General features: G+C 47.7%; 10 protein-coding genes. 9 read left to right on the top strand and 1 reads right to left on the bottom strand.

Going from position 1 to position 12,924, the window contains the following annotated elements; translation table 11 throughout:
• Positions 1-29 precede the first annotated feature (29 nt).
• The 8 genes from flgE (at position 30) to flgL (ending at position 9,134) form a co-directional block, all read left to right on the top strand.
• Entirely contained in the window at positions 30-1,340 is a 1,311-nt protein-coding gene (gene flgE / locus ACO0LE_RS00450) for a flagellar hook protein FlgE (protein ID WP_422958461.1), read from the top strand.
• A 64-nt stretch (positions 1,341-1,404) separates the two neighbouring features.
• Positions 1,405-2,145, top strand: a complete 741-nt coding sequence (flgF, locus tag ACO0LE_RS00445; RefSeq protein WP_422958460.1) for a flagellar basal-body rod protein FlgF — start codon at positions 1,405-1,407, stop codon at positions 2,143-2,145.
• Positions 2,146-2,237: 92 nt separating this feature from the next.
• Complete coding sequence (flgG, locus tag ACO0LE_RS00440; RefSeq protein ID WP_422956930.1) at positions 2,238-3,020, top strand: flagellar basal-body rod protein FlgG; 783 nt, start codon at positions 2,238-2,240, stop codon at positions 3,018-3,020.
• A gap of 7 nt (positions 3,021-3,027) precedes the next feature.
• Positions 3,028-3,693 (top strand): flagellar basal body L-ring protein FlgH, encoded by a 666-nt coding sequence (locus ACO0LE_RS00435; RefSeq protein WP_422958459.1) that lies wholly within the window; start codon positions 3,028-3,030, stop codon positions 3,691-3,693.
• A gap of 85 nt (positions 3,694-3,778) precedes the next feature.
• Positions 3,779-4,840, top strand: a complete 1,062-nt coding sequence (locus tag ACO0LE_RS00430) for a flagellar basal body P-ring protein FlgI (protein WP_422958458.1) — start codon at positions 3,779-3,781, stop codon at positions 4,838-4,840.
• A gap of 9 nt (positions 4,841-4,849) precedes the next feature.
• Positions 4,850-5,755, top strand: coding sequence for a flagellar assembly peptidoglycan hydrolase FlgJ (flgJ, locus tag ACO0LE_RS00425; protein WP_422958457.1), 906 nt, complete (start codon positions 4,850-4,852; stop codon positions 5,753-5,755).
• Positions 5,756-5,945: 190 nt separating this feature from the next.
• Complete coding sequence (gene flgK, locus ACO0LE_RS00420) at positions 5,946-7,907, top strand: flagellar hook-associated protein FlgK (RefSeq protein WP_422958456.1); 1,962 nt, start codon at positions 5,946-5,948, stop codon at positions 7,905-7,907.
• Between the two features lie 12 nt (positions 7,908-7,919).
• Complete coding sequence (gene flgL / locus ACO0LE_RS00415; protein ID WP_422958455.1) at positions 7,920-9,134, top strand: flagellar hook-associated protein FlgL; 1,215 nt, start codon at positions 7,920-7,922, stop codon at positions 9,132-9,134.
• A 24-nt stretch (positions 9,135-9,158) separates the two neighbouring features.
• Here the strand turns inward: flgL and ACO0LE_RS00410 are convergent, their stop codons facing one another.
• Positions 9,159-10,451 carry an amidase gene (locus ACO0LE_RS00410; protein ID WP_422958454.1) on the bottom strand — a complete coding sequence of 431 codons (1,293 nt, stop codon included), beginning with the start codon at positions 10,449-10,451 and terminating at the stop codon, positions 9,159-9,161.
• Between the two features lie 268 nt (positions 10,452-10,719).
• On the opposite strand from ACO0LE_RS00410, the gene ACO0LE_RS00405 reads away from it, so the two are divergent.
• Positions 10,720-12,423, top strand: coding sequence for a glycosyltransferase family 39 protein (locus ACO0LE_RS00405; RefSeq protein WP_422958453.1), 1,704 nt, complete (start codon positions 10,720-10,722; stop codon positions 12,421-12,423).
• The last annotated feature ends 501 nt before the right edge of the window (positions 12,424-12,924 follow it).

The raw sequence follows: 12,924 nt of genomic DNA, 5'->3' as shown, positions 1-12,924 counted from the left end.
AATTAATTTCCAGTAAAGGGAGAAACATCATGGGTTTTCAACAAGGCTTAAGTGGCTTGAATGCAGCATCCAAATCATTGGATGTGATTGGTAATAATATTTCCAATGCCAGTACCGTGGGTTTTAAGCAGGCACAAGTGCAGTTTGCTGACGTATTTGCGAATTCATTAAATGGCGCCGGCGGGGCTCAGGTGGGTATCGGTACTCGTGTTGCAAACATTGCTCAGCAATTTTCTCAGGGTAATATCACATCAACCAATAACCCGCTGGATATCGCGATTAACGGCAATGGTTTTTTTCGAATGTCGACTAATGGTGCCATTACTTACACAAGGAACGGACAGTTTCAGTTAGATAAAAACGGTTATATGGTGAATGCCCAAGGTGCGCAGCTGACGGGTTATGTTGCAGATGCTAACGGGGTACTCGCTACGGGCGCTGCAACGGCCATCAATATCAATACTGCTGATATCGCGCCTGCACAGACATCAGCCGTCAACGCAGTGTTAAATCTGGACTCCAGAAATACGGTTCCAGGTGGAGCGACACCCATTGCGTTCTCTGCTACGGATCCTACTTCTTATAATAAAGCGACATCAGTTGCAGTTTTCGATAGTCTTGGCAACTCACACGTACTGCAAACATTCTTCGTAAAAATCGACCCGGCTGTGACGCCTCCTACTGCGCCATCGACGTCTGAATGGAATGTGTTCGCAACGAGTGACGGTGTACCGATCGGATATGTGCCGCCGGCAGTCGCAGTACCTGTCGGTAAATTAGGATTTGATAATCTTGGTAAGCTGGTGGCGGCAACACCGGCATTTGCTGTCACGGATCCTAAGGCATTGAAAGTCACAATCCCTGTGACGACTGGCGCTGTTACGCCGATTTCAACCCCGTTAAGTATCAAATTGGATATGACAGGCAGTACGCAATTTGGCTCTGATTTTAGCGTCAGTTCGTTAAAACAAGACGGTTACACCTCCGGGAAGTTATCAAAATTTAATACCGCAAAAGATGGCACGATTGTTGGTAGCTATACCAATGGTAAAACTGCCGTACTAGGTCAGGTCGTATTGGCCAATTTCACTAATCCAAATGGTTTGCAATCCTTAGGCGACAATCAATGGACGGAAACGGCAACCTCTGGCCCTGCTCTGGTTGGTACGCCCGGTGCTGGTGGGCAAGGCTTGTTAACATCTTCTGCTGTTGAAGATTCGAATACCGATCTGACGGGTGAGTTGGTCAATATGATTACGGCGCAACGTGTTTATCAGGCCAATGCCCAAACGATTAAAACGCAGGATCAGGTACTACAAACGCTGGTCAATTTGCGTTAGTCCTAGTCAGGCATTGCATGTGCACAGTATTTCTTAGCGCTTAGTTATTTAACAGGGGTTGGCAATGGATCGGTTGATCTACACAGCGATGACAGGTGCAAAACATGTGCTGGAGCAGCAGGCAACGACAGCACATAACCTGGCTAACGCTACTACAACAGGGTTTCGTGCGCAGCTCGATTCTTTTCGTGCCGTTCCCGTTGTTAGTGACGGTCTTCCGACCAGAACCTATGTCGTTGACGCAACGGTAGGAACGGATTATTCCACCGGGACCTTGCAAATGACCGGACGAGAATTAGATGTCGCCGTGCAGGGTAAGGGTTGGTTGGTTGTGCAGCGAGAAGATGGTAGTGAGGCGCTGACACGTCATGGCAGTTTAAAACTCAATGAAAACGGTGTATTGCAAACGCAAGCTGGGCTCAATGTGGTAGGCGATGGCGGCATCATCACCATTCCACCCGAGGTCTCGGTCGCGATTGCTAAAGACGGCACTGTCTCCACAATTCCGACCGGTAGCAAGCCGAACGGGGTACAAGTTATCGGCAGGTTAAAACTGGTCAATCCTCCTGAAGAAAATCTGGTACGTGGTGATGACGGGCTCTTTAAAACCAAGGATGGTAGTGCCGTTGATGCGGATCCCGCAGTGGGTGTGGCAGGTGGCATGCTTGAAGGGAGTAATGTTAACGTCGTTGAGTCAATGGTGACGATGATTACTCAGGCTCGTCAGTTTGATATGCATATGAAATTGCTGCAAAACGCCGAGAGTAACGCAACAAAAGCCAGTCAGATCCTGTCATTAAGTTGAGTTTGAATACGACACAATGTTGTTAAGCAGGTCGATGTGAAAATTGTAGGCGTTATAGAAATTGCGCATTCGTTAGATCAGGGAGAAATGACATGATACGTTCACTGTGGATAGCAAAAACAGGTCTGGATGCGCAGCAAACGCAAATGGATGTAATTACCAATAACCTGGCCAACGTCAGTACGACGGGTTTTAAACGATCCAGAGCGATATTTGAAGATTTGCTTTATCAGACAATTCGTCAGCCTGGTGCGCAAAGTTCCCAGCAGACGCAACTGCCATCAGGATTGCAGCTTGGTGTCGGCGTGCGTCCTGTCGCTACCGAGAAAATATTCACGCAAGGTAATCTCCAGCAAACCGGAAATAGCAAAGACCTTGCGATTCAAGGGCAGGGATTCTTTCAGGTCTTGCTGCCAGATGGCTCAACTGCATATACCAGAGATGGATCTTTTCAAGTCGACAGTCAAGGTCAGATGGTGACGTCAAGTGGATTTGTCATTCAACCTGCTATTTCTATTCCGGCGAATGCACAAACGATTACTGTTGGCCGTGACGGTACGGTATCTGTTACCCAGCCTGGCTCGGCTGCGCCTGTCCAAGTAGGATCAATTCAGCTGGCTACTTTCATTAATCCGGCCGGACTGATGTCGATGGGTGAGAACTTGTATGTAGAGACAGCGGCTTCAGGCAATCCTGGTACAAATACCCCTGGCACGAATGGCGCAGGTCTGCTGAGTCAGGCTTTTATTGAAACGTCGAACGTGAATGTGGCTGAAGAACTGGTCAATATGATACAGACCCAGCGTGCATATGAGATCAACAGTAAGGCAATTACCACCGCAGACCAAATGCTGCAAAAATTAGCGCAACTATGAGGTTAGTATGAAACTCGGTTTTTTCTCAGTGTTGATTGGTATCTTGATGATGACAGGTTGTGCTGTTGTACCACCGGCGATTGTGCATCAGCCGATGAGTGCGCCCCCCGCGTCAGCGAAGCCGCAAAAAGAACTGAATGGTGCAATCTATCAATCAGCTTCTTATCGCCCACTTTTTGAAGACCAGAAAGCACGATTGTTGGGGGACATCCTGACGATCACAATTAGTGAAAAAACCAGCGCCGGTAAAACCGTCGCAAGCTCTGCCAATAAAAGTGGCAGCACGAGTTTTAATGTGCCTTCATTTTTGGGATTGTCTTCTGCCGTCACCAGCAATGCAGGCCTGTCATCAACATCGGCCAATAAATTTGATGAGAGTGGTGCTCAGACAGCCAGTAATAATTTCACAGGAACGATATCGGTGACGGTGATTGATGTTCTGCCAAACGGCAATTTGCTGGTGAGTGGAGAGAAGCAGCTTGCCTTTGATAAAGGTGCGGAATATGTACGCTTCTCCGGCGTCGTCAATCCAACAACGATTACCGCTGCGAATGTTGTTCCTTCGACGCAGGTTGCTGATGCGCGTTTTGAATATCGCTCAACCGCAAGAATCGACAGGGCAGAAGCAAACTCCTTGCTGACGCGGTTTTTCCTGAGTTTTATCCCTTTATGATGAATGATGTGTATTGGCAGGTGAGACTATGATGAAATTACAGCGGATTAAATTTTGCCTGACTATTCTGTGTCTGTTGAGTGTAATGACGTCACAAGTTTGTGAAGCCGAGCGCCTCAAAGACATCGCAGGTATTCAAGGCGTTCGTCAAAATCAGTTGCTGGGTTATGGTCTCGTGGTTGGCCTGGATGGAAGCGGCGATCAGACAACGCAGACACCATTTACTGTTCAAAGCATTATCAGCATGATGCAGCAACTAGGTGTCAGTATTCCCGTGGGCACAAGTTTGCAATTAAAAAATGTGGCGGCGGTGATGGTGACCGCATCGTTGCCTCCTTTTGCGCAACCTGGACAGACGCTAGATATTACGGTCTCTTCGATAGGCAATGCAAAAAGCTTGCGAGGCGGGACCTTATTGATGACGCCGCTAAAAGGCGCTGACAATCAGATCTACGCCATGGCACAAGGTAATGTCCTTGTGGGTGGTGTCGGTGCTGCATCGGGCGGGAGCAAGGTGCAGGTGAATCATTTGAGTGTCGGGCGCATTTCCTCAGGCGCAACCGTAGAAAAAGCCGTTGCGTCTTTATTAGGACAAGATGGGGTTATTCATCTTGAACTGAACACCTCGGATTTCTCCACCGCGGCCAAGGTTGTTGATGCAATCAACAAAAAATTTGGTGCAGGAACTGCCGCCGCCATGGATGGTCGCGTGATACAAGTACGTTCTCCGCTGGGCAGCGATCAGCGCGTTGCTTTTTTAGGGAACTTGGAAAGTATCGACGTTACACCTGCACAAATTGCGGCCAAAGTGATCCTGAATGCGAGAACAGGTTCCATCGTCATGAATCAAGCAGTCACTCTGGATACCTGTGCAATCGCCCATGGTAATTTATCTGTCGTCATCAACAACGATACGACCGTTAGCCAGCCGAATGCACTGTCTGGAGGGCAGACCGCTGTTACGCAAAAATCTGATATCAGCATTACTAAAGACGCAGGACAGTTGGTGACTTTAAAAGCCGGTACAAATTTGAGTGATGTTGTCAAGGCACTCAACTCGATCGGTGCGACTCCACAAGATTTACTCGCTATTTTGCAGGCAATGAAAGCGTCCGGCGCCATGCGCGCAGAGCTTGAAATCATCTAGGGATTCCCCATGATAGGACGCACTGATCTCACGGACAAACTGGCTTTTGATTCTAAAAGCCTGGATGGACTTAAGCAATCCTCAAAAGACAATTCTCCTGAGGCGCTCAAAGCGGCGGCCAAACAATTCGAAGCCTTGTTTATGAATATGATGCTTAAATCGATGCGTCAGGCGGGCGGGCAGGATGGGCCATTTGATAACGAGCAAAGCAAGATGTACACATCGATGCTGGATCAGCAGCTGTCACAGAACATAGCAAATCGCGGTATGGGCCTGGCTGATGCGCTGGTCAGGCAGTTGTCGAGTAATCAGGTCAATCAGGTGTTACAGAATGATAGTGCCAGTCAATCCGGGTTATCAACGCAAAGTAGTGTTCGTGGAATAGAATCTTATCTGGATGGTATGAAACTGGGACAGCAAGCTGTTGCACAAGGAAAAACATCCGGCAGCAACGCAACGCATGTCAGAGAGTTTCAGCAAAAGTTAGCCGTTCACGCTGAGCAGGCCAGTGCCGAAACTGGCATCCCTGCTAAATTTATGTTGGGACAGGCTGCGCTTGAGAGCGGCTGGGGTAAAAAAGAGATCAAGTCTGTTGACGGTACCCCTAGCCACAATATTTTTGGCATGAAGGCGACCAGCCAATGGAAAGGCAAGACGGTAGATGCTGTTACCACTGAGTACGTGAACGGTGTCGCTTACCGTAAGCTTGAGAAATTCAAAGCTTACGACTCCTACAGCGAAGCTTTTAAAGACTACGCAAAGCTTTTAACAAAAAATCCTCGCTATGAAAATGTGATCGCCAATGCTAAAGATGCGACCAGCTTTGCCTACGGCCTGCAAAAAGCCGGCTACGCAACTGACCCTCAATATGCGAACAAACTGTCTAAGATTATTAATCAAACTTTATCTACCTGAGCAAAGCAGGCATTAATGACTGCCAACGGATATTACTGGTTGTTTTAGTGAGGGCATGAAAAATGACCAGTTTTACCAGTTGTTTTGGAAAATAGTCTTTATGGCAACTGATTAAAGTTTTGCTGAATTTCTCCGAAAACAAGACTGACGCCGCTCAAATGAGCAGCAACCACACTTAGCAGGATCAATCATGGGTTCAAATATTTTAGGCATTGGACAAAGCGCATTAGCTGCTGCGCAATTGGGCATTGCCACTACCGGACACAATATTGCGAATGCCTCCACGGTTGGTTACAACCGGCAAGTGTTGTATCAAAGCGCGGCTGCACCGCAAAATATCGGTGGTAATTTTGTTGGGCAGGGGACGCAAGTCAATCAAATTGCTCGCGTCTACAACGAATTCCTTGCGCAGCAAGTGAATAATTCACAATCTAGCAGCAATCAAGTTAGTACATATTATTCACAAATTTCCCAAATTAATAATCTGGTTGCTGACTCATCCGCTGGCGTATCTCCAGCCTTGCAGGACTTTTTTAAATCGGTACAAAATCTTGCGACCAGTCCGAATGGAACAGCCGGATCGGCAGCCAGACAGTCTGCCTTATCATCAGCGCAGGCACTCGTTTCGCGCTTTACTGGTTTGCAAAACCGTATTACTGAAATCCGTAGCGGTGTAAATAGTGAAATACAGACGACGGTCGGTACAATTAATAGCTATGCGACCCAAATATCTGAGCTTAATGACATGATAGAAAAAGCGCAAAGCGTTTCTAATGGTGCAGGGCCAAACGATTTGTTGGATCAGCGTGATCAGCTCGTCACAGATTTGAGCAAACTGACCAAGGTTTCGGTTATTCAGCAGGGGTCTAAGTACAATATTTATATTGGTAGTGGTCAGCCTCTGGTGGTTGGCGATACCGTAAATAGTTTGTCAGCCACGCCCTCTCTTACCGATCCTTCCCGTTTGGATGTCGCCTATGTCGCGAACGGTAAATCGATCTTGCTTTCTGAAAATAGTCTGCCCGGTGGTAAATTAGGTGGATTATTCGATTTCAGAAGTAATAGTTTAGATGTCGCTCAAAATTCACTGGGTCGTGTGGCAACGACTCTTGCGACGACCTTCAATGATCAACATAAATTAGGGCAAGACCTGAATGGACAGTTAGGCAGTAACTTTTTTAATGTAGCGTCTCCAGTTAGTACTCCTAGCAGCTTGAATACGAGCACTGCCGGTATCAATGCGACGATTACCAACGCCAGTGCTTTGACTACCAGTGATTATCGTCTGCAATTTGACGGTACGAATTATAAAATCACCCGCTTATCGGATGGTACTGCCCAGACCTCTGCTACGTTACCTTTGGTGATTGATGGCGTAACATTTCAGCTGACTCCGCCGCCAGCTGCAGCAATACCAGCTGCGGGAGATGAATTTTTAATTCAACCGACCGTCAATGGTGCAGGTGGACTGAGTGTGGCTATCTCCGACATTGCGAAAATCGCGGCCGCTGGACCCGCAACTACGGCTGCACCCAGCACCAATACCGGATCAGGTAAAATTAGTGCAGGCACAGTCGATTCGACTTACACCCTGGCTAGTCTCGCAACTCCGGTCAAATTATCATATACAGGCGGTGCATTTACGGGATTTCCTGTCGGATCGAACGTTACCGTAACGAATAACGGTGTGACGACATCATATTCTCCTTATGTCGCCAATACACCGGTTGCCTACACAAGTGGCGCGACGATCAGTTTTAGCGGAGTAAGCTTTAGCGTTACCGGAACACCGCAAAATGGCGACACGTTCACAGTTACCCAAAATACCAGTGGTACAGGCGATAGTAGAAATGCGGTTTCTCTGTCAGCTTTACAAACAGCGAATACAGTCGCTGGCGGAACTACCAGCTATCAAGGTGCGTACGCCCAACTAGTTAGTCTGGTGGGGAACAAGACACACGAGCTTGAGGTGACCAGCGCATCCGAGACCAAGTTGCTAGCGCAGTCTGTACAGGCGCAGCAGTCCGAGTCTGGCGTCAACCTTGATGAAGAAGCTGCCAATTTATTGCGTTACCAACAAGCGTATCAGGCTGCAGGAAAGCTCATGCAAATAGCGAGTCAATTGTTTGACGTCCTGCTGTCTATTAAGTAGTAAGGAAGAATCATGCGTATCAGTACCAGCACTATTTATGAAACTGGCGGCACCAGGATCAGTGATTTGCAGTCTAGCTTGAATAAAACGCAGCAGCAGATTTCTGCCGGAACCCGTATCTTGACGCCGTCAGATGATCCGGTGGGCTCAGCGAGAGCGTTGGTATTGCAGCAGTCAAGCGCAATTAATGATCAATATGCGGTCAATCGTCAGAATGCTAAAAACAGTCTAAGCACGGCAGAGACGTCATTACAAAGCGTCACAACGACGCTGCACAATGTAAAAACTCTGATCATTAATGCAGGTAATGGTGTTCTTTCTGACGTCGATAGAGGGTATATCGCGACTGAATTGCAAGGTAATCTGGATGACCTGTTGAGTTATGCTAATGCGACCGATGGCACCGGGAATTATTTGTTCGCGGGATTTTCAAACACGACAGCGCCTTATACAAAAACGGCAGGCGGTGCAGCCTATAGCGGTGACCAGGGACAGCGCTATTTGCAAGTCGATACATCAAGACAGTTAGCCATCAGCGATATTGGGCCAGCAATATTTGGTAATATTAAAACATCAAATGGTCAGTTCAATGTTGTCGCTAACCCATCAAATGCCGGGCAGTTAGTTGCTACCGCGGTAATTGATCCCGCAACTGCGAATGCATTGACGGGAAATAATTACGAAGTTGTCTTTGATAATACCGCTGCTAATTTTACTATCGTCAATAAAACGACGAATACAACAGTTGTTCCGTCTACACCATATGTCAGTCCTCAATCGGTGACTTTTGATGGCATTACAACGACTCTGACCAATACACCTGGAGCACCTGGGCCAGGGGATAAATTTTCTATACAGCCTGGTAATCAAAATATTTTTGAGACCTTGACAGACTTAATCAATATCTTAAAAGCGCCTGCCAATACCTCTGCCGCCAGACTGGATCTCACTGCGGGATTAACACAGGCTAACAATAATCTGGACAAATCATTGTCCAATGTTTTGACATCCAGAGCCACGCTTGGTACCAGCTTAAAAGAAATTGATGATCTTAACAGCGCCGGAGATAGCGTTGGCTTGGTATATAAACAAGCTATTTCTGAGATTACTGACCTTGACTATGCAAAGGCAATTACTGAACTGAACCAGCAGCAAGTCACTCTGCAGGCGGCTCAGCAATCTTTTGTTAAAACATCAGCGTTATCGTTGTTTAATTACATTAACTAATCCTTGTCGGCGATCAGAGATAACCTACACTGTTCTGATCGCTGATAAAGCACTCTCTACTACTCTGGCAATCGCCAGAATCCGCGCGTCAGTTCCAGCAGCTCCCGCAATACTTAAACCGACAGGTAAACTTCCCGTTTCATGGCAGGCGATTGATATGGCGCAGCCATCCAGAATATTGATTGACGCCGTATTCCTCAATAACAGACCGTTAGCGTGAAAGAAGGCGTCATCCGATTCGATTAACGGGGCAATCTCAGGTGCAACGATAGGCACGGTTGGCATCAAAATCGCATCGAACGGGGCTAGCAGCGCTCCCATATGGGCAATCCACTCTGCGCGTGCAGTATGCATATTGATGTAATCAGCAGCGGATACATGCGCCCCAAGCTGGATGCGTTGGGCAACCCGTGGATCGTATTCCTCAAAATTTTCTGCTAACAAGTGTCTGTGCCAGGCATACGCCTCAGGTGCAGAAAACATCGCCATTGACCGGTACTCAGCCAGCAACTGCATCGGTGTCTCAATAATAGAGGCGCCAGCAGACGACAAGCAGGTCAATGCTTTATTGAAGGCACTTGAAACATGCTGATCCATATCCTCCAGAAACAGGGTTTGCGGTACTGCTAGGCGCAAACCTTTTAGTGGTAATGCTACGATGGAGAGCAAATTTTCAGCGATGATGCTGTCCATCGTGATGCAATCATCGACGGTATGTGCCAACGCACAAATCGTATCTAAGGTGAAGGACAATGGTACCGTGCCTGATTTGGAAACCCGGGACGCGGTTGGTTTAAAACCGGTTAATCCGCAAAGAGCGGCAGGGATACGGATGGAGCCACCGGTATCTGAGCCGATTGCAGCGACACATAAACCAGTTGCGACGGATACCGCCGCACCGGATGATGAACCGCCGGGTATTCTGGCAATTACTGTGTCAGCAGGGTTCGGAGCAGTGCCATAATGCGGATTAATGCCGACACCGGAATAGGCAAATTCCGTCATATTCGTTTTGCCTATGATCGCAGCACCTGCCTGCCGGAGTCGCGTAACCACGGGGGCATCTTGTTTTGCTGGCTGCGCCTGACGTAGCACAGTGGATCCTGCTAGGGTCGGCTCTCCAGCGACATCAAGCAAGTCTTTGATCGATACGGGTAAGCCTGCAATCGGCGACAGTGGAATCGTCTTTTGCGCACGCAGCGTATCTGCATAAGTTGCTGCAGCGATCGCCGATTCCGGATAAAGTCGGGTAAAAATTGACTGGCTCTGTTTCGCCACTTCAAGACTTGCCTCGACATAAGCAAGACGTGACTGCAAGAATGGCGAGTTTATTGATTTGGAATTAGGGAGCTTCATGCGAAAATAAGAACCTTGCTGGTGAGATAAAAATAGTTTGCTTAGTTTATTTGATTTGGCTGCATCACACCGTGATTTAAATGTAGCGCGGATAACATGTTGTTGTCTTTTGCTGCTGCCTTTCATTCTCAGGTCGCCAAGCTGAGCACCAAGCTAAGCCTTTAAATTGCTGAACTTAAACACTAAATGTAATACACAACGTCAACACACTACTTAGTCACGTAACTGAATGCAGCAATCCCAACCGATACCATCCCAGCAATCCGATCAAGACGCCACGGTTTTGTGCATTCCTTTATGGCTAGTCTGGATCGTTGGGCTGATCTTTGCCGGTGCCGGTTTAGGTAGTTACGCCATTCTGGATAATAACGAAGGTCTTTACGCCGAAATATCACGGGAAATGCTGCAATCTGGCGACTGGCGGCAATGGGTTATTCCTCATCTGAACGGTCTGGTGTACATGGAAAAGCCGCCGTTGTTGTATTGGCTGACGGCCTTATCCTTTGGCATATTCGGAGAGTCCGAGTGGGCAGCTAGGCTCATTCCGGCCTTATCCTCTTTATCTTGTGTGGGCTTGATACTCTGGTTCGGCGGACGCTTACAACGCGTGCAGACGGCACGGCTGGCGGCGGTGATGTTTGTCTCGGGCCTTGGCGTAACGGCCATGTCGCGAACCCTGATGTTTGACATGTTGCTAACAGCATTGCTTAGCGCGTCTCTGATGTGGATGTATTTTTTTGTGGTGCTGAAAGAGCGACGTGCGCTTTGCTACTCGTATGCATTTCTGGCTCTGGCTGTGTTGGCAAAGGGCTTTGTTGCCGGAGTTTTGTTTTGTGCGGTGACAGGAAGTTTTGTCCTGACTCAGTCATCAACAATCAGACAATTTTTGAGTGGTTTGTGGCAATTCTGGGATAAAAAAGCAATCAGTGTATTTTTGCTCATCGCCTTGCCTTGGCATATTGTCGCCAGTCTGACTGAGCCGATTTTTGCCTGGTTTTATTTCATTAATGAGCATGTATTACGGTTTCTTGGCAAGCGTGAGCCGCATGATTACTACGCGGGAGCCTGGTGGTATTACCTGCCAAGAATGGTGATTTACCTGTTTCCGTGGTCGTTCTTATTGCTGGGCGCTTTTTTTGCCAAAAGAGTTAACAGGGCGTCCCGTCCTTTGCAATGGTTCTTGAGCTTTGCCTGGATCATGCCCGTATTATTTTTTTCCAGCTCTAGCGCCAAGGCTAATTATTATCTGGTCGCCGTCATGCCGCTTGCCAGTTTTCAACTGGCGATTTGGCTTGAGGACAGACAATATGGCGGCAGGTGGGGGCGGATGTTCACGGGCCTAGTTTTGTCAGCACTGTTTGCTGTGCTGGCCTGGTTTGTCTCCACTCATCCGCAGGAGAAATTGCAAAGCTTGCAGATTGTGGGTATGGAGGCGCAGTTGTTCCTCTGTTATGCATTATGGTGCCTGACTGCACTTGCCGTGATGGCGACGTTGCTGTCCTGGCGTATGCAAAAAATTGGCGTGCTGGCCTATCTGCCATTGCCAATAATGACCTTGTTTATTCTGCTGAATGTGTTGCATGTCTCGGCGGAATGGAGTTCCACCCGGCCGATTGCTGATGTGTTGAAGCAAGAACATGCAGCTCAAAAAATCATGTTATTTCAAGTGTTTGAAGATCAGTCTTCCCTGACTTTTTACCTGAAAAAACCTGTGTATGTGGTTGAAAGCCGTAGCAATGATTTGTTTTGGGGTGACAAACTGCATAATAACGATATCGTACTCAGCGCCTCGGAGTTGGATGTCCTGGTCGCCGCGGAGCCCATCGCCATCGTTGTGATGAATCGTGATATTCCGCTTTTCAGGACAAAAAGCTATGCAGCGTCCATGAAGCTGGTCAGACAGTTTGCGAATGCGAGTATTTTTGTCAATTAACTTGCTGTGAGCTGATTGATCCTCCCTCTTAGTCTGATTGAGACTGATCGCTGTTGTTTGCAAGTTATCTATTCTTCACGATTTGCTAAAAACGACAATTGCTAAGCACCCGCCAAAGGAAACCCGCAGACTGGATGCGGCTTTCAAAGACATTTCGTGCCAGCAGCCGCATTCCGCTTACGGATTGATTTTTGGGAATATATAAAAACCTTAATCGATATTTCGTGGAGCCACTTACTCCCTTACTCCCGCCTTTCCTATGCGTCTCCCGGGTCTCCATATCTCTGTGGTGAGCGGTCTTGGCTTTTAGGTAAGTCCTATTTTTTTATCTTCTCTTAAATCTTTTCTTATCTTTTTTTATCACCTGTTTTTGCTTTAGATTGCCAGCGAAGTCCGGTTCTGGCTGGAGTGTGCGCGGGCATCAAGGTATAATCTCGCTTTCCGTTCCAACCTGTGATGTCGCCGCTGTCATTTCTGAACTCCGGGCGCGTTGCTTCAACT

This window comes from Undibacterium sp. Xuan67W (assembly GCF_049340165.1).
Classification (GTDB): domain Bacteria; phylum Pseudomonadota; class Gammaproteobacteria; order Burkholderiales; family Burkholderiaceae_D; genus Undibacterium.
Note: the sequence above shows the minus strand (reverse complement) of the source record. Positions and strands in the feature narration are given on the sequence as shown.